Source organism: Pseudomonas sp. MF4836 (assembly GCF_002018875.1).
Taxonomy (GTDB): Bacteria; Pseudomonadota; Gammaproteobacteria; order Pseudomonadales; family Pseudomonadaceae; genus Aquipseudomonas.
This window is the reverse complement of sequence record NZ_MVOL01000030.1, coordinates 12,139-34,701: the sequence shown is the minus strand read 5'-3', so window position 1 is coordinate 34,701 and position 22,563 is coordinate 12,139. Positions and strand designations below refer to the sequence as shown.

Genomic DNA, 22,563 nt, shown 5'->3' with positions numbered 1-22,563 from the left:
GAGCCTACGCCAAGATCCACAACGCCAGCATGCGCAAGCGCCTGAGCTACTGCGTGGCCAAACTCCCTACCGAGTGGTCGCGCGACGACTTCGACCAGCGCTGGGGCTGGATCAAAGGCGACGACCCAAACGACGTTCCGGCCAACGTGCTGCTCAGCCTGTGCCTGTCACCTGAGGCCTACGACAAGCTCAAGCGCCACCATGGGGCGCTGGCGTTTTGGGAGGACGCGGTGAAAGAGGGGCTGGCCTTGGGCAAGGTGCATTATCACTTTCATCCGTTGCGGTTTATCGAGGTCTTCAGGAGGTGTGGGTGGTTGAGTCTGCGCGAGCTAACTCAATTGTTGCCACGTTCGTCGATGCCCGATGCAGGAGGACCGAACTTGTCCTGGTCGGTGAGTAGAAGCAGATTTCTGATGGGTAATCAGAGCGGATCAGTCAATTCTCCCCCGGGACTTGGCTTGGCCCTAAATCACACATTCAGGATATATGGACTTACGAACGCGTTGCGCCAAGCACACTTGTTAGCCCAGTGTTTCAAGGAGTCCGGGGCGCTTAAGTGGACTGCAGAGTTAGGTGATGCCGATTATTTCCGGAAAATGTACGAGGCATATAGCCCCCAAGAAGCGGCCTACGATTTTGACAATAGGCACCAGTGGTTAAGCACCATGGGATTCCTGAAAAACAGAGATCGCCCTACTTACATTGCACAGCGTCCCGGGGAGATTCACAACAAAGCGTTAAGCGGGGGCAATACGCAACCTGGAGATGGCGCCCGATTTCGCGGGCGCGGCCTTATTCATCTCACTTGGCGTAGCGGCTATAGGGATTACGGAGTTTTCCGGAATCGAGATTTCACGACTGATCCGAATCCGGAGCTCGTTCAGTCGGATGCAGCAACCGCTGCTCACTCTGCGGGATATTTCTGGGCATTGAAGCGCATTAACACGGAAGCTGATCGCGGGGCTGCCGACAACGACGTGAGGAATTGCTTCCGGTTGGTAGGTGGAGCAGGTGGTTTGCCAGAAAGGCAACAGTTCTTCCGCTATGTATATTTCATACTCAACGACGTCCCAACTATGCCAATGGAAAATGGTTTGAGGCGACAATTGGAGGAGTAACCCAGATGTGTCAACTTTTACTCAGATTTGGTCTCCTCGGTATTACGGCACTGACTTCATTTTCAGTTGTTGGTCAATTTTCTACACCCAGCGTCACGTTATCGGCCATCAGCGAAGAGGATGCAAAACGATGTGGAATGAATATCTCCACTCCCGACATGACTGACATCTATGGCAAGCCGCTGCATTTCGATTGCACAGCAAACGGACAGATCAAGGGCAACGACTATAGAATCGCCACGATGGACTTCCAGTACGATCCCAACAGTCGCCGGGTCAGCAACAATATTACTTTTTACGTGGGCGGCGTGGAGCTGTCCAAAGCTAAAAAATTACTCTCGTCAGACTTCTTCGCATTAAACGATGGAGAGACGATTGACCAATTTTCCGGTAAGGCGATTCACCGCAGAGACAAAACCTACTGCGGACTGACCGTGACGACCAAAGTTAAACCTATTCGAGGATCAAACTGGACTGGGTGGATCGCCGAGGACTCATACAGCGGCCTCCCTCATCCCAGTTGTGCATCCCCTGAAGAATACACATCTCGCTACCGCTGCGTCAGCCTAATAGTTGGAAACGAAAATATGAGTGCGGCGATGAGTCAGGCGTGCCTGTTGCGTAAAAGTGAAGACAATATACAAGTGGGGCTAAGTTACGATATTTTCATAGAGATGGCAAAAACCATTCGATTTAACGAGGGGCATATATTCGAAAACTAGCTATTGTTGAGCAGAATGTTATACAGGCACAACGACGAAGACGTCGTTGTATCGGTTATTGGTTAAGTAGATCACGGCTTGTCAAGTTTATGGCAGGAGTGCAGGAAAATGCGCAAGTTCTGTTATATGACCAAGGCGCATTCCCTGGCGCCAACAATGCTATGTAGCTTTATTAGAAAACCATCAGGTGAGCGATGAGGAGTCGCAATGAAGACAATGATTTTTATCCCTGTCCTTTTATCGAGCCTCCTCGTGGCGCTCGCTCCATTTTTTGCAGCGAGTGAAAATGCCCGCTGTGCTGAGAAAGACTCTGGTCCCAGTGATAAAAAATTACCTAAAGGCATGCAAAAGTTTATTACGATTTATTGTCGGATTGTGGGTTCTCGCTCTCTTCTGATCGTGCATTTATTCGCGACAAAAAATATGCAGTCTTCTATATCGAGATAAAGCAGGCAGCCCATTCTTCTATGAAACGGTATCATCCAGTAAAGAGTATTTAGATGAGAAAACCGTATTAGGAGCAATTCGGCTATCTGAGAAGTCTCCGAAGTCGACACGAATCGATTACTATGATGCTCAACGAGATATCATTCGGCACCAAGTAAGGTCTCGGCAGATTCCCGCATTCGCAGATAGTAAGAAAGACATCATTGTAGTGACTGAACTTGAAGTCGCATATGACAGGTCAGATAAAAATGGACGAATTTTGACTCCGGTCAAAGAAAAGTACGAGTGCTGGGATGGCGTGTTCTACGGTAAAATCACTGCCGTTTTTTGTAGCTCTATGCGGTCTCAGTTCGACCAAGGAAAACCACTTTGCATCACAAGCAAGCTGGCAAGCTGAGGTTATCAAGAGCCTCACTATTGAGTGAGCGTGCGGCTGCCAGATTACTTCCTTCTGCATTGATCACTACTTCTGAGCCACCGAGGTCTTCGGCGCCAGGTTCCAGCGCACCGAGCTGATGCCGTGAGGTTCGAGGATGCTTTTGATGATGGCCAGGGAACGCAGCGACGGCAGTTCGCGCAGGGGGATGGCGCAATCGAGGGCGGCGCAGAACCAGGCGTCGAACTCGGTCATCTGGGTCGAGGCGTGCAGGGACACTTTTTTGTGTCCCTGCAGCAGGTAGTGGATTTCGTAATCACGAAGCATGGGGTGATTGCTGCATGGCGCGGCGGATGCGCATCCAGTCCTGATAGGCCTCGGTGCGTTTGGCGTCCGCGGCTTTCTTGGCCTGGCTGTAGCGTTCCCACACGGCGTCCGGGCCGTCCTGGCCCCCGATGATGGTGTAGGCCAGGTCGTCGAGGCGGTCGGCCTCGAAAAACAGTTGGGTGTTGCGCGCGATTTCCTCGTCCCAGGGGTTGCAGTCGAGGCTGGTCTTCAGGGCGTGGGCGTTCACAGGCTTGATTCTCCGGTCCAGTCGATTTGGGTCGAGGGGCGCCATTGCACATCGGTCAGGCCGTAGCGTTCAGCCAGGGGGCGGGTGACGCGCTTGACCTTGTCCCGAGAAGACTTGGGGATGGTGCCGATGCCGGCGTCACAACTAGCCCAATGCCAGGCCTGTGCGTTATCCATGCCGTCGGCGCGGATGACGAAGGTCTTGTGTGCACCCTGTAGGTGGTATTCGATTACGTAAATTGCCGGGTTTCCCATAAGGCCCTCCATTAGCTTGTGAGAAAGAATCGATTTCGTTCAAAAAGGTTCAAAATAATTGTAGGACAATTGCATTTCCGTGACCCAAGTCAAGCCCAGGCCATTCGTCACCTCGAATGCACTGCACCGCCGCTCCGAACGTCGAAAGATCATGGCCCAGGTTGGCTGGACCCAAGCCCTGAGGTGTTTATGTCCACTGATTCGAGTTTCGACGATCAAGCGCAAACCCCACGCCCCGACCCGGCCCCGGCCGAGCCCTCTGCCGAGCCGTTCGACCCGTTGCAGAAGGACCCCTTGGCGCGCCCCGAGGTGGTAACCCGCGAGCGCCCCGAAGACTGGAACGAGCCCAGCGCCGGCGATGGCATCCCCAGCGACAAGGACATGCCGCTGCCCAATGATTGAGCGCCCATGCAAACCCCGCCTTTCGGGCGGGGTCCGGGTGCTGCTTGGGGCGTTCGGGCCGGTGGTTACTTGGCGTGCTGCGCCTGCAGCTTTTTCGCCATGTCCAGGTGGTGCTCCAGCGTCGGCAGGGTCTGCTGGGCAAACGCCTTGAGTTCGGCGTTATCCGAGGAGGCGGCTTCTTTTTTGAACAGGGCGACGGTGTCCTCGTGAGCCTTGACCTGGTTGTTGGCGTAGGCCTTGTCGAAGGATTCGTCACGCATTTCGAGAATCATCTTCTTGGCTTTTTCCGTGAGCGAGGCTTCATCCGGCACCTCGATATCGAGTTTTTTCGCCAGGGTCGTCAGCTCCTGATTGGCCTTGGTGTGGTCGGTGACCATCTGCTGGGCAAACGCCTTGACGTCGGCTGCGCTGCTTTTTTCCAGGGCCAGCTTGGCGCTTTCGACTTCGTTGATTCCGCCTTGCGCCGCGTCATTGACGAAGCTGTTGGAGGTGGCGGCAGCGGCGCTGCCCACGGTACCGGCCAGCAGCAGGAAGGACAGGCCCATCTGTTTCATCAGCAGTGTGTTCATGGTGATCTCCATTTCATTATCAGGGGACGAGGATGTCGTCTTACTGTTGAGCCAGCGGCCGGGCAAAAGGTTTAGTTTTTTTGCTTGGTGCAGGCTTGAGATCAATCGGTAGTGATTCGCATTTACATCCTGGGTGAGAGTTTCTATCCTTGCGCCTGCGCATTTTCAGCTCAGGAGAGCCCATGCAATCTTCCAACCCCGGATCGGAACGCGCGTCGCCGATGGCCGCCCTGATCGGTTTGCTGGCGGGGCAGCGCGCTCGGCTGGGCTTGGCCGTGAGCCTGGCCGCCGGCTCGGCGCTGCTGGAGCTGTTGCTGTATTACCTGTTGTACCGCGCGGCGGAGCTGGCCTTGCTCGATGCCCCGCCAGGCCGGGACCTGCTGCACTTGGCCGGTTTGGTGCTGCTGGCGCTGCTGGGCAAATACGGGCTGCTGACCCTCGGCGGCTATTTCAGCCATGTGGCGGCGTTCCAGATCCTCTACGAGGTCCGCTTGCGCCTGGCCCAGTCCTTGACCCGCTTGCCGTTGCAGATGCTCGGCCGCTACAGCTCCGGCGGCTTGCGCAAGATCATTCTGAATGACGTCGAGCGCCTGGAAACCTTTATCGCCCACCACAGCATCGAACTGATCGCCGCCGTGGTCACGCCCTTGGCTGCGGGCGGCTTTCTGTTCTGGCTGGACTGGCGCATGGCCCTGGCGGCGCTCAGCACCATTATCCCGGCATGGCTGGCCCAGGCCTGCATGTCGCGGGGCATGGACGAGCGGGTGCGCAGCTATAACATCGCCACCGAACAGCTCAACGGCGCCACCGTGGAGTACCTGCGCGGGATTCCGGTGATGAAGGCGTTCCGCCAGAGCGCCAGTTCCTTCAAGTTACTGCGCGAGCGGCTGGAGGCGTACCACCGCCTGGTCGAAGGCTTCAGCCGCAAGGCGGTGCCTGGCTGGTCGGCTTTTGTCGTACTGCTGACGGCCAATATTTTCGTGTTGCTGCCCCTGGGGCTGTGGCTCAACGCCCAGGGCCAGTTACCGTTGCCCAACCTGATTTTGGCTCTGGTGCTGGGCAGCGGTTTGCTCAAGCCGCTGCTGCGCCTGATGTTCTTTTCTTCGGCGATCCGCGAGATCTGCGGTGGGGTGGAGCGGATCCAGCCACTGCTGGTTCCGGTGGCCGTGCAGGTCAGCAGCCGCTTGCCGGCCCATGCCGGGGTGCGCTTGCAGCATCTGTCGTTCAGTTACCAGACGCGGCCGATTCTGCAGGACCTGAACCTCGAGTTGCGCCCCGGCAGCTTCAACGCCCTGGTGGGGCCTTCCGGTGCCGGCAAGTCGACGCTGGCCTATCTGCTGTCCGGGCTGTTGCCGCCCGACAGTGGCGAGGTGCTGCTCGGTGAGGTATCGCTGGCCAGCCTCGGCGATCGAGACCGGGCCCAGGCCATTGCCGTGGTCAGCCAGGACGCGTTTCTGTTCCAGGGCAGCCTGGCGCAGAACCTGCGACTGGCCAAGCCCCTGGCCAGTGATCGGCAGTTGTACGACGTACTGGCCATCGTCCAGGCCCGGGACCTGGTGCGCAGCTTGCCTCAAGGCCTGGACACCCAGGTCGGCGAGCGCGGGACGCGTTTGTCCGGAGGCGAGCGGCAACGGATCGCCATCGCCCGGGCGCTGCTGGCGGGAGCCCCGGTATTGGTGCTTGACGAGGCCACGGCCTTTGCCGACAGCCTGACCGAGGCCGCGTTTTATACGGCGTTGCGCAAGCGTTACCCGCAGACCACGGTGCTGGTGATTGCCCATCGCTTGTACGCGGTGCGCCATGCCGAGCAGATTCTGCTGCTGGAGGAGGGGCGCCTTGTCGCGTCCGGCTCCCATGCCCAATTGCTCCACGGCAACAGCACTTACCAGCGCTTGTGGCACAGCCAGTTCCAGGCCCATGCCTGGCATATTCGCCAACAGGAGGTCAGGGATGTCGATGCTTGAGGATGTGGTGCGCATTGCCGGTCGCCAGCCGTACCGGGTGTACCGCGGCATCGGTCTGCGGGTACTGGCCCAGGCCTGTTCCATCGCGCCGTTCTTCCTGGCCTGGCTGGGGCTGCAATGGGTGCTCGCCGGCAGCGCCGGGAGTGCTGAGTGGTGGGGGCTGGGCCTGGCGTTGGGTGCTTGTCTGATCGGCCAGTTGCTGTTTTCCCACTTCGGCCAGATGGACTGCTTTATCGGGGCCTATGACCTGATGATGAGTTATCGCGCGGCGCTGACCGATCACTTGCGCCTGGTGCCCCTGGGATTTTTCCATCAGCGGCGGATCGGCGAGTTGGCGGCAACCCTGACCGATGATGTGAAGCGGGTCGAGGACGTCTTCACCCACTTGATCGCCGAAGTCATTGCCGGGATCAGCGTGCCGCTGATTTTTTGCCTGCTGCTGGTCTGGGTCGACTGGCGCCTGACCCTGAGCCTGCTGGTCACCTTGCCCCTGGGCTGGGCGCTGTACCAGGGGTGCATGGGTTACCTGCTGCGCGAAGGCACGCGGCAATCCGGGCGCCTGCAAATGGCTTCGGGGCTGCTGGTGGAGTTTGTCAGCGGTATTCGCACCCTGCGCCTGTTCCATCGCTGTGACGGCATGCTCGCGCGCCTTGAAGAAACCTTCGCCAGCATCCGCCGTGGCAGCCTGGGCATCGAAGCCTGGGGCGGCGGCGGGGTGCAGCTGTTGCGCCTGATGATCGAGATGGGCCTGGTCAGCCTGCTGCTGATGGCGGCCTGGCTGTTTGTCGAGCAGTCGCTGGACGTGGCGACCTGGCTGTTGTTTGTGCTGGTGTCGTACAAGATCATCGACGCGCTGCTGGAGGTCGCGGCCTACCTCACGCAACTGCGCATGATGAGCCAGTCTTCGGCGCGCCTGAGTGCCCTGATGGCGGAGCCGATCCTGGCTGAAACCACCGAAGTCGCGGTGCCCGAGGATTCGACGCTGCGCTTTGAACAGGTGAGTTTCGGCTATGCCCGGGAGCCGGTGGTGCAGGGCATCGACTTCACGGTGCCGGCCGGTTCAGTGACGGCGATTGTCGGGCCGTCCGGCAGTGGCAAGTCGACCTTGCTGCATTTGCTCGGGCGCTTCTACGACCCGCAGCAAGGGCAGATCACCCTGGGCGGTGTCGACCTCAAGGCCCTGGGCACCGACGCCTTGTACCAGCAGGTCGGCTTCGTGTTCCAGGATGTGCAGCTGTTCGACGGCTCGGTGCTGGATAACGTGCGCATCGGCCGCCCCGAGGCCAGTGTGGAGGCGGTGCGCGCCGCCTGTCGCGAGGCCCACTGCGAAGCGTTTATCGAACAGTTGGAGCAGGGCTATGACACGCCGCTGGGCGAGGGCGGCCTGCGCTTGTCCGGCGGCGAGCGCCAGCGGCTATCGATTGCCCGGATGCTGCTCAAGGCACCGCGCATCGTGCTGCTGGACGAAGCTACGGCCTCGGTCGACCCCTGCGCCCAGGCCGATATCCAGCAGGCTTTATCGCGCCTGGCCGAGGGCCGCACGGTGGTGATGATTGCCCATCGCCTGCGCACGGTGGAGTATGCCGATCAGATTCTGGTGCTGGATCAGGGGCGTATCGTCGAGCGCGGCAACCACCGTCAATTGCTCGAGCTGGGCGGTCTGTACCGGCGCCTGTGGGACGAGCAGGATGCCCAGGCCATGCCGCTGGCGCCCCTGATACCGGGGCTGCCTGGCGAGCAGCCATGAGTGAGGGGTGTGCACGCCGCCGATGGCGCGCGCTTCAGCCCTGCAGGTCGGCCGAAGAAAACCCGTTGCGCCGATAAAAGCGCTCCAGCTCCCGGGGTTCGGGCTCGACCCCGGTGAAGATCTTCAAGTACTCGGGGATGTAGCGCATGCGCTGCGCCAGCGGCTCCTGGGTGTTCATGCTGATGTAGCCGATCTGGGTCAGGTAGATCGAGCGCGCCCGGGTCACGGCGGCGTCATGGGCGAAGCCGAAACGGTCGAACATGGTTGCCAGGGCCTGCACCCGCTGGGCATCGGCCTGGCGGATTTCTTCCGCTACCTCGGGCGATTGCAGGGCCCAACTGCGCATGGCGAATTCGAATTGCGAGTCGAACAGCTCGCTGTTCAGCCAGCAGTCGAAGACGTTGAGAATCGCCTCGGTGATGGATTCGGCATAGGCCTCGGACTGTGACACCAGGTTGAAGGTGTTCTTGTTTTTCCACAGGCTCACCAGGGCTTCGAGCAGCGCTTCGCGGTCCTGGAAATACCAGTAGAAACTGGTTCGCGACAGGTTGAGTTTCTTCGCCAGCGGCATCACCCGCACTGCATCCACCCCCGATTCCTTGAGGCTCTCATAGGCCGCGTTGAGCCAGCTCTCCAGAGAGCCGCGGCCGGCCGCTTCCGCACTGTTGGTGGTTGCTTTCATGGGGCGTTTTTTCCTTGTCCACTTGACCTTGATGGAGGTGAATATACACCACCGTCGATGTTATTGACACTGGTGTACATTGGGGTCTATCGTCTGCCTTGCCTGATGACCTGTATGCGAGACCGATATGAATAACGATCCGCTTCTTCAGCCTTATCGCCTCAAGCACCTGACACTTCGCAACCGCATTATCACCACCTCCCACGAGCCGGCGTACCCCGAAGAGGGCATGCCGAAGAAATTGTACCGGGCTTATCACGTCGAACGCGCCAAGGCCGGCGTGGCCATGACCATGACCGCAGGCTCGGCGGCGATCTCCCGCGACAGCCCCCCGGTGTTCAACAATATCTTGGCGTACAAGGACGAAGTGGTCGGCTGGATGAAAGACCTCACCGACGAATGCCACGAGCATGGCGCGGCGGTGATGATCCAGCTTACCCACCTGGGGCGGCGCACCCGCTGGGACAAGGGCGACTGGCTGCCGGTGGTGTCGCCTTCGCACAACCAGGAGCCGGCGCACCGGGCCTTCCCCAAGAAGCTGGAAATCTGGGATATCGAGCGCATCGTCCGCGACTATGCCGACGCCGCCGAACGCATGCAGGCCGCCGGCCTGGATGGCATCGAGCTGCAAGCCTACGGCCACTTGATGGACCAGTTCTGGTCGCCGTTGACCAACGAACTGGAGGGCGCCTACGGCGGTTCGCTGCACAATCGCCTGCGGTTCACCTTCGAGGTGCTGAGCGCGATCCGCCAGCGGGTCGGTTCGGCGTTTATCGTCGGCATTCGCTACACCGGTGACGAGGTGCTGGCGGGCGGGCTTGAGAAAGAGGAGGGGCTGCACATCTCGCAACTGCTGAAAGACAGCGGCATGGTCGACTTTCTCAACGTGATTCGCGGCAATATCGCCACCGATGCCGGGCTGACCGACATCATCCCGATCCAGGGCATGCGCAATGCACCGCACCTGGACTTTGCCGGGGAGATTCGCGCCCTGACCGGCTTCCCGACCTTCCATGCGGCGAAGATTCCCGATGTCGCCACCGCCCGCCATGCGATTGCCGCCGGCCTGGTGGACATGGTGGGCATGACCCGCGCGCACATGACCGACCCGCACATCGTGCGCAAGATCATCGAGGGCCGGGAAGATGAAATCCGCCCCTGCGTGGGCGCCAACTATTGCCTGGACCGGATCTACAACGCCGGCGCCGCGTACTGCATCCACAACGCCGCCACCGGCCGCGAAACCACCATGCCCCACGAGGTGCCCAAGGCCCCGCGCAAGCGCAAGATCCTGATCGTCGGCGCCGGCCCCGGTGGCCTGGAAGCCGCACGGGTCGCCGGCGAACGCGGGCATGAGGTGCTGGTGCTGGAAGTGGCCGACCAGCCCGGCGGGCAGATTCGCCTGACCGCGCAGTCCGAGCGGCGCAAGGAAATGATCAGCATCATCGACTGGCGCATGGCGCAGTGCGAGCGCCTGGGGGTCAAGTTCCGCTTCAACACCTGGGCCGATGCGGCGATGGTCCTCGATGAAAACGCCGACGTGGTGATAGTCGCCACCGGCGGGCTGCCCCACACCGAAGTCCTGCAACGGGGCAACCAGTGGCTGGTGTCGAGCTGGGACATTATTTCCGGCGACGTGAAGCCCGGACGCAATGTGCTGGTGTATGACGATGCCGGCGATCACGCGGGTTTGCAGGCCGCCGAGTTCATTGCCCGCAGCGGGGCCAGGACCGAGATCATGACCCCCGACCGTTCGTTCGCGCCGGAGGTGATGGGCATGAACCTGGTGCCCTACATGCGCTCGCTGCAACAACTGGACACCACCTTTACCGTCACTTACCGACTCAAGGCCGTGGACCGTGAGGGCGACCAGTTGCTGGCGACCATCGGCACCGATTACAGCGACCTGGAGAAAACCCGGCGGGTGGACCAGATCGTGGTCAACCATGGCACCCGGCCCCTGGACGAGCTGTATTTCGAGCTGCAACCCCTGGCCACCAATGAAGGCGCCGTGGAGTACATGGACCTGATTGCCGGCACCGCGCAAAACGTGGTGACCAACCCCCAGGGGCGTTTCCAATTGTTCCGAATCGGCGATGCAGTGTCATCGCGTAACACCCATGCGGCGATCTACGACGCCCTGCGCCTGGTCAAGGACCTCTAGCGAGCGCTGATTAGCGTGCCCTGAAAATAAGAAAGACAGCCGTCATCCGTTTCCCAAGCCTTTAAGTCACTGCCCCGAAAGTTGGTCCGATTGGTTTTGATTAACGTCAAACTCTTCCCAGCGGAGGTTGTTGCATGCACACGGATACCGATTTCACCGAGCTGCTCAATGCCTTACCCCCAGGCCCGCTGCACTATCGCAGCGATGCCAGCGTTACCGGGCATGCCCTGGCCCCGGTCGATAACGGCCTGCTGGCGGCCTATGCCGCCATCGATCGCCCGGCCCTGCGCCAGTACCGCCTGGAGCGCATTCGCCAGCAACTGCGCGAGCACGATTACGCCGGCGTGCTATTGGCCGATCCGATCAATATTCGCTACGCCACCGACACCAATAACCTCGGCCTGTGGGTGATGCATTCCCCCAGCCGCTACGTGTTTGTGGCCACCGATGGTCCGGTGGTGCTGTTCGAGTTCACCAGCAGCCGGCACAACAGCGAACACATCGAGACCATCGACGAAATTCGCCCGGCCATCCCCTGGCTGTATTTCCTGGCCGGCCCCCGGGTCGAGGAGAAGGCCGAGCGCTGGGCCCTGGAAGTGGCCGACCTGATGACCCGGCATGGCGCCGGCAATCGCCGCCTGGCGGTGGACCGCTGCGACCCCTGGGGCGCGGAAAAACTCAAGGCCAGGGGCATCCAGCTGTTTGATGCCCAGCCGCTGATGGAGCAGGCGCGGCTGATCAAGTCGCTGCAGGAGATCGCCAGCCACCGGGTGTCGATGGATGTGTGCGACCTGGCGATTGCCCGCATGCGCGCCAGCCTGGTGCCGGGCATCACCGAAAACCAGCTGTGGAGCATCATGCACGGGACGAACGTGGCCCAGGGCGGGGAGTGGGCCGAGAGCCGCCTGCTGAACTCCGGACCGCGCACCAACCCATGGTTCCAGGATGCTTCGGACAAAGTCATCGCCGCCGGCGAAATGGTCTGCTTCGACACCGACATGGTGGGGCCGGGGGGTTATCTCTCGGACATTTCCCGCAGCTTTATCTGCCCCGGCAAGGCATCGACGGCGGCCCAGCGCGACCTGCTGGAGATTGCCTCGCAGCAAATCAACTTCAACCTCGAGCTGCTGCGTCCCGGGCTGTCGTTCCGCGAGTTCGCCGAGGGCTGCTGGCCGGTGCCCAGGCAGTTCGAGCACAACCGCTACATGATGATGTTGCACGGCGTGGGCCTGGTCGACGAGTACCCCAGCGTGGCCTACGCGGTGGACTTTGCCGAGTGGGGCTATGACGGTCACTTCGAGGAAAACATGGTGCTCTCGGTGGAGAGTTACATCGGCGAGCAGGGCGGCCATGAAGGCGTGAAGCTCGAAGAGCAGGTGCTGATTACCGCCACTGGGGCGGTCAAGCTTTCCCGTACCCCCTTAGTCGACGGCGATCGATAACAGCGGTTGTTGCCTGATTCTTGCAGGCATGGCGTCTACCCTGTCCGGAGAAAAAAACAATGAGCAGCATGACCGTGATCGAAAGCGCCGCCGCCCTGGCGCCGCGCCCGGTGTCCAGCGCCGAACCGTTCCTGCGCCTGGATGCGATCCACAAGCAGTTCGGCCCTTATCCCGTCTTGCATGATGTGTGCTTTGAAATGGCCAAGGGCGAGGTGGTGGCGATCATCGGCCCCAGCGGCTCCGGCAAAAGCACCCTGTTGCGCTGCATCAACCAACTGGAACCGCCGACTCGGGGTCGGGTCAGCATGGCCGGGGTGCACATCGAAGCCGGGCGCCCGCTGCCCAGGAGCGAGTTGCTCAAGCTGCGCCGGCGCATCGGCATGGTGTTCCAGTCGTTCAACCTGTTTCCGCACCTCACGGTGCTGCGCAATGTCAGCCTGGCGCAGATCCGCACCCTGGGCCGCAGCGCCAGGGAGGCGGATGCCCGGTCCTTGCAGTTGCTGGACCGGGTCGGCCTGGCGGACAAGGCCAATACCTACCCGGCGCGCTGCTCCGGCGGCCAGCAGCAACGCATCGCCATTGCCCGGGCCCTGGCCCTGGACCCGGAATTGATGCTGTTCGACGAGCCGACCTCGGCCCTCGACCCCGAGCTGGGCCTGGAAGTGCTGGCGGTGATGAAGGAGCTGGCGCGCGAGGGCATGTCGATGCTGGTGGTGACCCATGAGATGCACTTTGCCGAGACCGTTTCCGACCGGGTGGTGGTGATGGCCGAAGGGCGGATTATCGAGCAGGGGCCCAGCGCCCAGGTGATGCGCGAGCCGCAGCATGCGCGGGTGGTGCAGTTTCTCCAGGCCGTGAGGAATCGCTGATGCTGGATATTCTGCTGGTCCTGTTGCGCGGTGTGCCCTGGACCCTGGCCGTGACCCTGGGCGCCTTCTGCATTGGCATGGTGCTGGGCTTTCCGCTCTGCGCCCTGCGCATGTCGAACCTGAAATTCTGCCGCTGGCTGGCGGCGATGCTGGTGCTGACCCTGCGGTCGATTCCGCCGATTGTCTGGTTGTTTTTCATCTTCTTCGGCATTGGTGGCGGCTACATCGCCTTGTCGCCCTTTGCTGCGGCGGTGCTGGGCCTGGGGCTGATCACCGCGGCGCATATGTCCGAGGTCTATCGCGGTGCCTTTGCCGCGATTCCCCAGGGCCAGTACGAGGCAGCGCATGTGCTCAACCTCTCGGCCCCCCAGCGGTTCTTTGATGTGGTCCTGCCGCAACTGGTGCGCATCGCCATTCCCACCTCGGCCACCTATGCCATCGGCCTGCTCAAGGACTCGGCCGTGGCCTCGACCATCGGCGTGGGCGATATCAGCTTCCAGGCGTACCAGATGTCCCAGCAGACCTTTCAAGGGCTGGGGGTGTACAGCGCGGCGGCCGTGGTCTACCTGATTCTCAGCGTGCCGGTGGCGCTGTTCTCGCGCTGGCTGGCGGCCACCCTGAAACAGAGGATTGCCCGATGAGCGAACTCCTGACGATGTGGCTGGCCTGGTTTCCCGAGCTGTGGAAGGGCTTTGTGCTGTCGATGCAGGTCACCGCCGTCAGCCTGGCGCTGGGGGTGGTCCTGGGGTTGCTGCTGGCACTGGGGGTTTCGGCTCCGCGCCGGGTAGTGCGCTATCCCTCGCTGCTGATTGTCGAGCTGGGGCGCGGCGCGCCGGCGTTGATCCTGTTGCAGTACTTCTATTTCGGCCTGCCCTCGGCGGGCCTGACCCTGAGCTCGTTCTGGGCCGCGGCCCTGGCGCTGGCCTACTGCACAGCGGCCTATACCAGCGAGATCATCCGTGGCGGTATCGAGGCGGTGGCCCAGGGCCAGAACGAGGCGGCCGAGGTGATTGGCCTGAATCGCCTCGATGCGCTGCGCTTCATCATCCTGCCCCAGGCGCTGCGAGTGGCGCTGCCATCGTTGCTCGGGTTCTCGATCATGATGTTCCAGGCCTCGTCGCTGTGTTTCACCATCGCGCTGCCGGAGATCGTCAGCCGCGCCTCGGCCATTGGTTCATCCACATTCGAGTACATGCCGGTGCTGACCCTGGCCGGCCTGATGTATGCCGCTGTTTGTGCGCCTGCGACCCTGGGCGTGGCGGCACTGGAGAAAAGACTGGCACCCAGCCAGCACGCATGACCGACTCGGGCCGTTTTTCGGCTGCTGCTCTCTTAATGCAACCCTTGCACAGGTGAAGCCATGATTAGCTCCTTCAAATGCATGACCCGTTGGGCCGTCCTTTGTTCCACCCTGATGGCCGGCGCGGCCCAGGCGGACTGCAAGCCGGCCCATCAGTTTGAAACCCTGACCCCGGGGGTGCTGACCGTCGCCGCCTGGGTCTTCCCGCCGTACTCGATCCCCGGGCCGGGCAACCAGTTGAGCGGGGTCGACGGCGAGATCATCAAGCGCATCGCCGCCCGCGAATGCCTGGAGATCAAGGCCACGGTGGTCGACCCGGCAGCGGTGATCCAGTCGGTGATCGCGCGGCGGGCCGATGTCGGTATCGGCGACTGGTACCGTACCGCCGAGCGCAGCAAGGCCCTGGGGTTGTCCGCGCCGCTGTACCTGGACGTGATGGGCATCATCTCCAGTGAGGGCTTTTCGAAAATCTCCGAGCTCGAGGGCAAGCGCATCGGCACGGTGCAGGGCTACCTGTGGGTCGACGACTTGAAAAAGACCTTTGGCGACAACCTGGTGCTGTACCCCAACCCGGTGGCCATGGCCCAGGACCTGGCGTCAAAACGCATCGCCGTGGGTGTGGACAGCTTCGCCGTGGGCGTGGCCTCGCAGCAGAAGGGCGCGTACCAGGGCAAGAGCATCAAGGTCTCGGAGCCCGACCCACGGGTCAAGGCGACCCTGGAACCGGGGCAGACCGGCTTCCCCCACACCAAGGCCAACACCGCGCTGGGCCTGGCGCTGAATGAAAATATCGAGGCGTTGCATGCCTCGGGCGAGATTGCTGAAATCCTCGGTTCGTTCGGCCTCGACAAGCAGGCCGCGGACGTCGGTGCGCCACGCCTGGTGGAGTAACCGACAACCTCATCCCCGGCCTTGATGGAGAGCCCATGCAATCACCCGCAGCGTTCAAGCACCTGTCGTTGCCAGAGGCCCGGGCGTTTGCCCGGCAGTGCTGCCTGGCTGCCGGCGCCAGCCAGGAGGTGGCCCAAGCCCTGGCCGAGGCAACGGTGTCGGCCCAGGCCCATGGCTTGGCCAGCGTCGGTTTCGAGCACTTGCCCGACTACCTGAGCGGTTTCGTCAGCGGGCGCATTGCCTGCGCCGCGCAACCGCTGATCACTCAGGTCGCCCCGGCGATGATCCGCAGCGATGCCTGCCAGGGCATCGCGCAACTGGGTTTCGACCAGGCGTTTGGCGCCCTGCGCGACAACTCCCGGCAGTTGGGTATCAGCCTGTTCGCCCAACACAACGGGTTTACCTGCGGCGAGCTGGGCTACTACACCCGGCGCCTGGCTGCCGAGGGCCTGGTGGCGCTGGCCTTCTGCAACGGTCCGCCGTTGTTGACGGTGCTCGGCCAGCGCCAGCCGATGTATTCGACCAACCCCCTGGCGTTCGCCGCACCCAGTGGCGATGGGCGCCAGGTGCTGATCGACCAGGCCAGCAGCGCCACGGCGTTCGTCAATATCCTCAAGGCGGCGCAGGCCGGCGAGGCGATCCCCGCCGGCTGGGCGGTCGATGCCCAGGGCGCTGCAACCCTGAGCGCGCGGGAGGCCATGCACGGCGCCTTGCTGGCCTTTGGCGGCAGCCGTGGGGCCAATATCGCGTTGATGGTCGAAGTGCTGGCGGGCTGCGTCGGTGGCGGCAACTGGTCGCTGGACGCGCCGGACTTTCGCAGCGGTACGCAATCGCCAGGCTCGGGGTTGCTGGTGATCGCCATTGCTCCGCACTTGCTCGACGAGCAGTTCGAGAAGCGCCTGGCGCAGCAGATGCAGCGCCTGGCGGCCCTGGGCATTCATCATCCGGGGCAGGCCAAGCAGCAGGCGTATGCGCGGGCGTTGAACGAGGGCATCCGCTTGCCGATGACGCTGTATCAGCAGTTGGCCTAGTCGGCGTCCTGCAGGGTGTCCCAGAGCAGCCTGGCGCTCGGCGACAGCTGCACGCCCTGGCGGGTTACCAGGGAATAGGGTTCGCTGCGCGAGCGCATGTGCAGCGGCAAGGACACCAGCACCCCCATGCGCGCGGCGGCTTCGGCGACTTCTTCGGGCATCAGTGCAATCAACTGCGGGTCCTGCTGCAGCAGCATCAGGGTGGTGAAGGTCGAGGCGGTTTCCAGGGGGAATCGCGGGAACTCCAGGCCGGCCTCGCTGAACTCCCGTTCCAGCACCAGGCGCATTGGCATGTTGGCCGGGTAGATGATCCAGCCATAACCCTCCAGCTGCGCCAACTGCAACGATTCGGCCTGGGCCAGCGGGTGCCGGGGGTTGGCCACCACGCGCAGCTGTTCTTGGTTCAGCACCTGGCAGTCATAGGCTTGCGGGCGCGGGCTGACGCTGGTGCGGCAGATCGCCAGGTCGAGGCGCCCCTGGTCGATCAGGCCCAGCAGGCGGGCGCTGGTGTCTTCGACAATTTCCACCGACAGCTCGGGTTGGGTCAGCCGCAGCCGCGCCAGGCTGCTGACCAGCATCGGCACTGCGCCCATGATGATGCCCACCGAAATGCGCCCGCCCTGGCCCTGGAGGATGCCGAGCATTTCTTCGCGCAGGTGCGCCAGGTCGCTGTGGATCAATCGCGCATAGCGGATCGCGCAGCGTCCCAAGTCATTGGGTTCAAGACCCTGGCTGGTGCGGGTGAACAGCCGAGTACCGAACGCCGACTCGATCTCATTCAGGGCCTTGGTCGCCCCGGGCTGGGTGATCGCCACCTGTTCGGCGGCCTTGTGCAACGAGCCGTGTTCGTCCAGGGCAATCAGCAGGCGCAACTGGCGCAGGCGCAGACGGGAAACCAAAGAGGGCAGGGAAGCGATCATGGGGATGACTAAAAGTTATCGCGAGGGCAGGGGTTCTCATTAGGCAGCCTGCGGGGCGATTCGTAAAGTGGCGCATGTCACGGCTGATGCTCAGCCCATGCCCCTAACAAACTCCTGCCCAAAGAAGGCCCCTGCCATGCGATTGATTCAGTTTGAGAGCACCACCGGTGAACGCCACGTCGGCATTGTCGAAGGTGAGCGAATCCTCACCGTGAACCAGGCGAGTTCCACCCGCGAGCTGGCCCTGGCGGCGATTGCCGCGGGTCGCAGCCTGCAGGAGCAGGTGCTGCAACAGGGCAGCCAAGCCGGCCCGCTGTACGCGCAGCTGCTGCAGGACGGCCGCGTGCTGCCACCGCTGGACCACGTCGACCCGGCCCATTGCCTGGTCAGCGGCACCGGCCTGACCCACCTGGGCAGCGCCTCGACCCGGGACAAGATGCACCAGCAGAAGGCCCAGGATGAGTCGACCATGACCGACACCCTGCGCATGTTCAAATGGGGCGTCGAAGGCGGCAAGCCGGGCAGCGGCAAGGTCGGGGCGCAACCGGAATGGTTCTACAAGGGCGATGGCAGCATTGTCGTGCGCCCGGGCGCGGACTTTGCCGTGCCGACCTTTGCTGAAGACGCCGGCGAAGAACCGGAACTGGTCGGCCTTTATGTCATCGGCCACGACGGCCTGCCGTATCGCCTGGGTTATGCCCTGGGCAACGAGTTTTCCGACCATGTGCTGGAGCGCCGCAGCTACCTGTACCTGGCGCACTCCAAGTTGCGCCGCTGTGCCTACGGCCCGGAATTGCGCCTGGGCGAGCTGCCCAGGCACCTGTCGGGCTTCCGCCGCATCCATCGCGCTGGCCAGGTGCTGTGGGAGAAGGAGTTCCTCTCGGGCGAGGAGAACATGTGCCACAGCCTGGAAAACCTCGAATACCACCATTTCAAGTACGCGCAGTTCCTGCGGGCCGGTGATGTGCACGTGCATTATTTCGGCACCGCCACCCTGTCGTTCGCCGACGGGATCGCGGCTCGGCCGGGCGACACGTTCGAGATCGAAATGAGCGAGTTCGGCGCGCCCTTGCGCAACGGGATTGCCGCGCAGGCCGAACCCCTGGCGCCAGGGGCGGTCAGGGCACTTTGAGCCCGTTCACTTATCCTCCCTCTATCAGGTCAAGGAGCAACAGATGACGCGCATCAGCGGTCAAAACTACATCGCAGGCACCCGCAGCGCCGCAGGCAAGGTCACCCTGCACAGCCATGACGCCACCACCGGCGAGGCCCTGCCATTCGATTTTTATCAGGCCACCGAGGCCGAAGTCGACGCCGCAGCCCTGGCGGCCAAGGCTGCTTATCCGGCGTTTCGCAACCTGTCGGCGGCCCGTCGTGCCGAGTTCCTGGAAGCGATTGCCGACGAGATCGACGGCCTGGGTGATGAATTCGTCGCCCAGGTGTGCCAGGAAACCGCCTTGCCGGCGGGCCGGATCCAGGGTGAGCGCGGACGCACCAGCGGCCAGATGCGCCTGTTCGCCAAGGTTCTGCGTCGAGGCGACTTCTATGGTGCGCGGATCGACCGCGCGTTGCCTGATCGTCAGCCACTGCCACGGCCGGACCTGCGCCAGTACCGCATTGGCCTGGGCCCGGTGGCGGTGTTTGGAGCCAGTAACTTCCCCCTGGCGTTCTCTACGGCCGGTGGCGATACCGCGGCGGCCTTGGCCGCCGGTTGCCCGGTGGTGTTCAAGGCCCACGGTGGGCATATGGCGACGGCCGAGTGGGTGGCCGATGCGATCATCCGCGCCGCCGAGAAAACCGCCATGCCGGCCGGGGTGTTCAACATGATCTACGGTGCGGGCGTCGGTGAGTGGCTGGTCAAGCACCCGGCCATCCAGGCCGTGGGCTTTACCGGGTCCCTGGGCGGCGGTCGCGCCCTGTGCGACATGGCGGCGGCGCGCCCGCAGCCGATCCCGGTGTTCGCCGAGATGTCGAGCATCAACCCGATGTTGCTGCTGCCTGAGGCGCTGAAGCAGCGTGGCGCGACCATCGCCAAGGAACTGGCAGCTTCGGTGGTGATGGGGGCAGGGCAGTTCTGCACCAATCCGGGGCTGGTGATCGGCATTCGTTCGCCGCAGTTCAGCGACTTCCTGCAGCATCTGGTCGCACTGTTCAATGAGCAACCGGCGCAGACCCTGCTCAATGCCGGCGGCCTGAAAAGCTACTGCCACGGCCTCGACAACCTGCAGGCCCATGCCGGTATCGAGCACCTGGCCGGCACCGCGCAAACGGGGCGTCAGGCCCATGCCCAACTGTACAAGGCCGATGTCGGGCTGCTGCTCAAGGGCGACCCGTTGTTGCAGGAAGAAGTGTTCGGCCCCACCACGGTGGTGGTCGAGGTGGCCGATCAGGCCGAGCTGACCCAGGCCCTGCACGGCCTGCGCGGGCAACTGACCGCGACCCTGATCGCCGAGCCGGCGGACCTCGAGGTCTTCGGCGGCCTGCTCAGCTTGCTGGAAGAGAAGGCCGGGCGCCTGCTGCTCAACGGCTACCCGACCGGCGTCGAAGTCTGCGAGGCCATGGTCCACGGCGGTCCTTACCCGGCCACCTCCGACCCGCGCGGCACCTCGGTCGGCAGCCTGGCCATCGATCGCTTCCTGCGCCCGGTGTGCTACCAGAACTACCCGGACAGCCTGCTGCCCGAGGCCCTGAAAAACGCCAACCCCCTGGGCATCCAGCGCCTGGTGGACAGCGTCAGCAGCCGTGACGCCCTGAGCTGAAACTGACCGGCCATACGAAAAAGGCCGACCGTTGATGACGGTCGGCCTTTTTTATTGCAGAGCACGCCCAGGGTGCGCCTGCTCGGCGATCAGCCCAGGCGGCGAAATATCTTCCCCGGGTTCATCAGGTTCTGCGGGTCCAGTGCCTGCTTGATCGCGCGCATGGTGTCGATGGCCACCTGGCCGTGCTCCTCGACCATGAAATCGATTTTGTGCAAGCCCACGCCGTGCTCCCCGGTGCAGGTGCCGCCAGCGGCCAGGGCGCGGTGGACGATGGCGTGGTTGAGGCGTTCGGCTTCTACCAATTCTTCGGGTTTGTTCGGATCGAGCAGCAGGCAGACGTGGAAGTTGCCGTCGCCGACGTGGCCGAAGATCGGTGCCGGCAGGTAGGACTGGCGCAGGTCGCTTTCGGCGCCGACCACACATTCAGCGAGCTTCGACAGCGGCACGCAGACATCGGTGGACAGGGCGCGGCAACCGGGCTTGAGCTGGAGGAAGGCGAACAACGCGTTGTGCCGCGCACTCCACAGGCGGTTGCGTTCTTCCTGCTGGGTGGCCCACTGGAAGCCGGTGCCCTGGTTGCCGTCGGCCAGCTCCTCGACGGTTTGCGCCTGTTCGGCGACGCTGGCGGCGTTGCCGTGGAATTCCAGGAACAGGGTCGGGGATTCTTGCAGGGTCAGCTTGAAGTGACGGTTCAGGGCCTGGATCGCCAAGGTGTCGACCAGTTCGGCACGGGCCACCGGCACGCCCATCTGGATGGTCTCGATCACTGTCTGCACCGCGCCTTCGACCGAGGCGAAGCTGCACACGGCGGCGCTGATGGCCTCGGGTTGCGGGTGCAGCTTGAGGGTGATTTCACTGATCACGCCGAGGGTGCCTTCGCTGCCGATAAACAGCCGTGCCAGGTCATAGCCTGCCGAGGATTTTTTCGCCCGCGAGCCGCTGCGCATCACCCGGCCGTCGGCCAGCACTGCAGTCAGGCCCAATACGTTTTCGCGCATGGTGCCGTAGCGCACGGCGTTGGTACCGGAAGCCCGGGTGGCGCACATGCCGCCGATGCTGGCATCGGCACCGGGGTCGATGGGGAAGAACAGCCCGCTGGCGCGCAGGTATTCGTTGAGCGCCTTGCGGGTGATGCCCGGTTGCACGGTGATGCTCAGGTCTTGCGGTTCGAAACTCAGCACCTGATCCATGGCCGACACATCGAGGCTGATGCCGCCGTGTACCGCCAGCAGGTGGCCTTCCAGGGACGAGCCGCTGCCGTAGGGGATCACCGGCACCCGGTGTTGATGGCACAGGCCGAGGATGGCGCTGATGTCATCGACGCTGTGGGCATAGGCCACCGCATCCGGCAGTACCGGGTCGTACAGCGACTCGTCGCGCCCGTGGTGCTCGCGCACGGCGGTGGCGGTGCTGAAACGATCGCCGAGCAGCTGGTGCATGGCGTCAAGGAAGGCTTGGGGCAGGGGGTGTGATGGGGTCATGACTGGCTCCTTGGGGAAAAAGCCCGGTCGCCGACCCCTGGCGCATGGCCCGGCGGCGCTACAGCGGCGTCAGGACATTCATCACGGTATCGAGGGCGACGCGGGTGTCGTCGAGTTGCACCAGCGAGGCATGCCGCGCGCCCAGGGCGTCGCGGTTCTTGATCGCGGTGAGGATCGCCTTGTGCCGCGGCAGGCTGAGCTGCTGGGTATTGGGGCGCAGGTTGGTGACGTTGATCGATTCGCGCAGCGGCAACGACAGCATGTTGCACATGTAGGCCAGCAGGTCGTTGTGGGTTGCGTCGGCGATGGCCCGATGGAAGTCCAGGTCCGGCTGCAGCAACTCCTGCCGGGTCTGGGCGTTTTCCATGCGTTGGTAGGCGTGTTCGATGACCGCAATGTCGGCATCGGTGGCGGTGGACGCTGCCAGGGCGGCGATTTCCGGTTCGAGAATCCGCCGCACCCCGGCCAGGGTGTTGAAGAACTCGCTGTGGGGTGTGGACTGCATCTGCCAGAACAGTACATCCGGGTCCAGCAGGTGCCATTCGACACGCGGCCGCACCACGGTCCCGACCCGCGGCTTGGAGTACACCAGGCCCTTGGCGCTGAGCACCCGGGTTGCTTCGCGCAATACCGGCCGGCTGACCTGATACTCCTCGCACAACGTGGCCTCCGATGGCAGCTTCTCTTCCGGCTTGAAGCGGCCGGAAACGATGTGCATGCCCAGTTCCTGGACAATTTGGGCATGCATGCTTTTACGTGGTTTGGGCGTCTGGTAATCCATAACAGCAACGTTGCTCTGGCGAAATGCCGTGCATCATAGCATCGCTCCTGGCGGATTCAGCCGCCAT

The 22,563-nt window shown here is 62.7% G+C and carries 23 protein-coding genes; 15 read left to right on the top strand and 8 right to left on the bottom strand.

The window, feature by feature from the left end:
• From MF4836_RS34285 to MF4836_RS35285, 3 genes are all read left to right on the top strand, one after another.
• On the top strand, positions 1 to 1,118 hold a 1,118-nt coding region (locus MF4836_RS34285), incomplete at its 5' end, for a glycoside hydrolase family 19 protein (protein WP_443217483.1).
• A 5-nt stretch (positions 1,119 to 1,123) separates the two neighbouring features.
• Positions 1,124 to 1,840: a hypothetical protein gene (locus MF4836_RS34280; RefSeq protein WP_153050301.1), complete on the top strand. Its 717-nt coding sequence runs from the start codon at positions 1,124 to 1,126 to the stop codon at positions 1,838 to 1,840.
• Between the two features lie 207 nt (positions 1,841 to 2,047).
• Positions 2,048 to 2,287: a hypothetical protein gene (locus MF4836_RS35285; RefSeq protein WP_153050300.1), complete on the top strand. Its 240-nt coding sequence runs from the start codon at positions 2,048 to 2,050 to the stop codon at positions 2,285 to 2,287.
• A 463-nt stretch (positions 2,288 to 2,750) separates the two neighbouring features.
• Here MF4836_RS35285 and MF4836_RS34275 read toward each other — a convergent pair whose 3' ends face one another.
• From MF4836_RS34275 to MF4836_RS34265, 3 genes are read right to left on the bottom strand one after another with little or no spacing between them, the layout of a single operon-like run.
• Positions 2,751 to 2,990 carry a DUF6555 family protein gene (locus MF4836_RS34275; protein ID WP_078474104.1) on the bottom strand — a complete coding sequence of 80 codons (240 nt, stop codon included), beginning with the start codon at positions 2,988 to 2,990 and terminating at the stop codon, positions 2,751 to 2,753.
• Positions 2,980 to 3,237, bottom strand: a complete 258-nt coding sequence (locus MF4836_RS34270) for a hypothetical protein (RefSeq protein ID WP_078474103.1) — start codon at positions 3,235 to 3,237, stop codon at positions 2,980 to 2,982. Before MF4836_RS34270 ends, MF4836_RS34275 begins: the two co-directional genes overlap by 11 nt.
• Positions 3,234 to 3,491: a DUF6555 family protein gene (locus MF4836_RS34265; protein ID WP_020294830.1), complete on the bottom strand. Its 258-nt coding sequence runs from the start codon at positions 3,489 to 3,491 to the stop codon at positions 3,234 to 3,236. Before MF4836_RS34265 ends, MF4836_RS34270 begins: the two co-directional genes overlap by 4 nt.
• A gap of 189 nt (positions 3,492 to 3,680) precedes the next feature.
• Here MF4836_RS34265 and MF4836_RS34260 point away from each other — a divergent pair, with 189 nt between their 5' ends.
• Positions 3,681 to 3,893 (top strand): hypothetical protein, encoded by a 213-nt coding sequence (locus MF4836_RS34260; protein WP_020294829.1) that lies wholly within the window; start codon positions 3,681 to 3,683, stop codon positions 3,891 to 3,893.
• Between the two features lie 65 nt (positions 3,894 to 3,958).
• On the opposite strand, the gene MF4836_RS34255 is transcribed toward MF4836_RS34260, so the two are convergent.
• A complete protein-coding gene (locus tag MF4836_RS34255) occupies positions 3,959 to 4,462 on the bottom strand; it encodes a DUF4142 domain-containing protein (protein ID WP_078474107.1) in 504 nt (167 codons plus the stop codon).
• A 182-nt stretch (positions 4,463 to 4,644) separates the two neighbouring features.
• On the opposite strand from MF4836_RS34255, the gene MF4836_RS34250 reads away from it, so the two are divergent.
• Positions 4,645 to 6,426: an ABC transporter ATP-binding protein gene (locus MF4836_RS34250; protein WP_238596260.1), complete on the top strand. Its 1,782-nt coding sequence runs from the start codon at positions 4,645 to 4,647 to the stop codon at positions 6,424 to 6,426.
• On the top strand, positions 6,413 to 8,173 hold the full coding sequence (locus MF4836_RS34245; protein ID WP_078474102.1) for an ABC transporter ATP-binding protein: 1,761 nt from the start codon (positions 6,413 to 6,415) through the stop codon (positions 8,171 to 8,173). The genes MF4836_RS34250 and MF4836_RS34245 overlap by 14 nt, the downstream gene beginning before the upstream one ends.
• A 34-nt stretch (positions 8,174 to 8,207) precedes the next feature.
• On the opposite strand, the gene MF4836_RS34240 is transcribed toward MF4836_RS34245, so the two are convergent.
• On the bottom strand, positions 8,208 to 8,855 hold the full coding sequence (locus MF4836_RS34240) for a TetR/AcrR family transcriptional regulator (RefSeq protein WP_078474101.1): 648 nt from the start codon (positions 8,853 to 8,855) through the stop codon (positions 8,208 to 8,210).
• A 127-nt stretch (positions 8,856 to 8,982) separates the two neighbouring features.
• Between MF4836_RS34240 and MF4836_RS34235 the strand changes: the two genes are divergently transcribed.
• From MF4836_RS34235 to MF4836_RS34205, 7 genes are all read left to right on the top strand, one after another.
• The gene (locus MF4836_RS34235; RefSeq protein WP_078474100.1) at positions 8,983 to 11,019 is read left to right on the top strand and encodes an NADH:flavin oxidoreductase; all 2,037 of its coding nucleotides are present in this window, start codon (positions 8,983 to 8,985) and stop codon (positions 11,017 to 11,019) included.
• A gap of 134 nt (positions 11,020 to 11,153) precedes the next feature.
• Positions 11,154 to 12,461, top strand: coding sequence for a M24 family metallopeptidase (locus tag MF4836_RS34230; RefSeq protein ID WP_078474099.1), 1,308 nt, complete (start codon positions 11,154 to 11,156; stop codon positions 12,459 to 12,461).
• Between the two features lie 59 nt (positions 12,462 to 12,520).
• Positions 12,521 to 13,330, top strand: coding sequence for an amino acid ABC transporter ATP-binding protein (locus tag MF4836_RS34225; protein WP_078474098.1), 810 nt, complete (start codon positions 12,521 to 12,523; stop codon positions 13,328 to 13,330).
• Positions 13,330 to 13,971 (top strand): amino acid ABC transporter permease, encoded by a 642-nt coding sequence (locus tag MF4836_RS34220; protein ID WP_078474097.1) that lies wholly within the window; start codon positions 13,330 to 13,332, stop codon positions 13,969 to 13,971. Before MF4836_RS34225 ends, MF4836_RS34220 begins: the two co-directional genes overlap by 1 nt.
• A complete protein-coding gene (locus MF4836_RS34215; protein ID WP_078474096.1) occupies positions 13,968 to 14,630 on the top strand; it encodes an amino acid ABC transporter permease in 663 nt (220 codons plus the stop codon). Before MF4836_RS34220 ends, MF4836_RS34215 begins: the two co-directional genes overlap by 4 nt.
• A gap of 60 nt (positions 14,631 to 14,690) precedes the next feature.
• On the top strand, positions 14,691 to 15,521 hold the full coding sequence (locus MF4836_RS34210) for an ABC transporter substrate-binding protein (RefSeq protein ID WP_078474095.1): 831 nt from the start codon (positions 14,691 to 14,693) through the stop codon (positions 15,519 to 15,521).
• A 35-nt stretch (positions 15,522 to 15,556) separates the two neighbouring features.
• Positions 15,557 to 16,552: an Ldh family oxidoreductase gene (locus tag MF4836_RS34205; RefSeq protein ID WP_078474094.1), complete on the top strand. Its 996-nt coding sequence runs from the start codon at positions 15,557 to 15,559 to the stop codon at positions 16,550 to 16,552.
• On the opposite strand, the gene MF4836_RS34200 is transcribed toward MF4836_RS34205, so the two are convergent.
• Positions 16,549 to 17,472 (bottom strand): LysR family transcriptional regulator, encoded by a 924-nt coding sequence (locus MF4836_RS34200; protein WP_020294816.1) that lies wholly within the window; start codon positions 17,470 to 17,472, stop codon positions 16,549 to 16,551. The genes MF4836_RS34205 and MF4836_RS34200 overlap by 4 nt on opposite strands.
• Positions 17,473 to 17,608: 136 nt before the next feature.
• Here MF4836_RS34200 and araD1 point away from each other — a divergent pair, with 136 nt between their 5' ends.
• Complete coding sequence (araD1, locus tag MF4836_RS34195) at positions 17,609 to 18,604, top strand: AraD1 family protein (protein WP_078474093.1); 996 nt, start codon at positions 17,609 to 17,611, stop codon at positions 18,602 to 18,604.
• 43 nt (positions 18,605 to 18,647) lie between these two features.
• Positions 18,648 to 20,231, top strand: coding sequence for an aldehyde dehydrogenase (NADP(+)) (locus tag MF4836_RS34190; protein WP_078474092.1), 1,584 nt, complete (start codon positions 18,648 to 18,650; stop codon positions 20,229 to 20,231).
• Positions 20,232 to 20,320: 89 nt separating this feature from the next.
• On the opposite strand, the gene MF4836_RS34185 is transcribed toward MF4836_RS34190, so the two are convergent.
• Positions 20,321 to 21,715 carry an FAD-binding oxidoreductase gene (locus tag MF4836_RS34185; RefSeq protein WP_078474091.1) on the bottom strand — a complete coding sequence of 465 codons (1,395 nt, stop codon included), beginning with the start codon at positions 21,713 to 21,715 and terminating at the stop codon, positions 20,321 to 20,323.
• A gap of 58 nt (positions 21,716 to 21,773) precedes the next feature.
• Positions 21,774 to 22,496 (bottom strand): FadR/GntR family transcriptional regulator, encoded by a 723-nt coding sequence (locus MF4836_RS34180; protein ID WP_078474090.1) that lies wholly within the window; start codon positions 22,494 to 22,496, stop codon positions 21,774 to 21,776.
• Between the last annotated feature and the right edge of the window lie 67 nt (positions 22,497 to 22,563).

Bases quoted from the DNA above. Each gene is read 5' to 3' on its own strand.
- MF4836_RS34220 (WP_078474097.1), top strand. From the start codon at position 13,330: ATGCTGGATATTCTGCTGGTCCTGTTGCGCGGTGTGCCCTGGACCCTG.
- MF4836_RS34210 (WP_078474095.1), top strand. From the start codon at position 14,691: ATGATTAGCTCCTTCAAATGCATGACCCGTTGGGCCGTCCTTTGTTCC.
- MF4836_RS34275 (WP_078474104.1), bottom strand. From the start codon at position 2,990: ATGCTTCGTGATTACGAAATCCACTACCTGCTGCAGGGACACAAAAAA.
- MF4836_RS34265 (WP_020294830.1), bottom strand. From the start codon at position 3,491: ATGGGAAACCCGGCAATTTACGTAATCGAATACCACCTACAGGGTGCA.
- MF4836_RS34255 (WP_078474107.1), bottom strand. From the start codon at position 4,462: ATGAACACACTGCTGATGAAACAGATGGGCCTGTCCTTCCTGCTGCTG.
- MF4836_RS34185 (WP_078474091.1), bottom strand. From the start codon at position 21,715: ATGACCCCATCACACCCCCTGCCCCAAGCCTTCCTTGACGCCATGCAC.
- MF4836_RS34215 (WP_078474096.1), top strand. From the start codon at position 13,968: ATGAGCGAACTCCTGACGATGTGGCTGGCCTGGTTTCCCGAGCTGTGG.
- MF4836_RS34230 (WP_078474099.1), top strand. From the start codon at position 11,154: ATGCACACGGATACCGATTTCACCGAGCTGCTCAATGCCTTACCCCCA.
- MF4836_RS34205 (WP_078474094.1), top strand. From the start codon at position 15,557: ATGCAATCACCCGCAGCGTTCAAGCACCTGTCGTTGCCAGAGGCCCGG.
- MF4836_RS34180 (WP_078474090.1), bottom strand. From the start codon at position 22,496: ATGGATTACCAGACGCCCAAACCACGTAAAAGCATGCATGCCCAAATT.
- MF4836_RS34200 (WP_020294816.1), bottom strand. From the start codon at position 17,472: ATGATCGCTTCCCTGCCCTCTTTGGTTTCCCGTCTGCGCCTGCGCCAG.
- MF4836_RS34245 (WP_078474102.1), top strand. From the start codon at position 6,413: ATGTCGATGCTTGAGGATGTGGTGCGCATTGCCGGTCGCCAGCCGTAC.
- MF4836_RS34250 (WP_238596260.1), top strand. From the start codon at position 4,645: ATGCAATCTTCCAACCCCGGATCGGAACGCGCGTCGCCGATGGCCGCC.
- MF4836_RS34190 (WP_078474092.1), top strand. From the start codon at position 18,648: ATGACGCGCATCAGCGGTCAAAACTACATCGCAGGCACCCGCAGCGCC.
- araD1 (WP_078474093.1), top strand. From the start codon at position 17,609: ATGCGATTGATTCAGTTTGAGAGCACCACCGGTGAACGCCACGTCGGC.
- MF4836_RS34260 (WP_020294829.1), top strand. From the start codon at position 3,681: ATGTCCACTGATTCGAGTTTCGACGATCAAGCGCAAACCCCACGCCCC.
- MF4836_RS34225 (WP_078474098.1), top strand. From the start codon at position 12,521: ATGAGCAGCATGACCGTGATCGAAAGCGCCGCCGCCCTGGCGCCGCGC.
- MF4836_RS34280 (WP_153050301.1), top strand. From the start codon at position 1,124: ATGTGTCAACTTTTACTCAGATTTGGTCTCCTCGGTATTACGGCACTG.
- MF4836_RS34240 (WP_078474101.1), bottom strand. From the start codon at position 8,855: ATGAAAGCAACCACCAACAGTGCGGAAGCGGCCGGCCGCGGCTCTCTG.
- MF4836_RS34235 (WP_078474100.1), top strand. From the start codon at position 8,983: ATGAATAACGATCCGCTTCTTCAGCCTTATCGCCTCAAGCACCTGACA.
- MF4836_RS35285 (WP_153050300.1), top strand. From the start codon at position 2,048: ATGAAGACAATGATTTTTATCCCTGTCCTTTTATCGAGCCTCCTCGTG.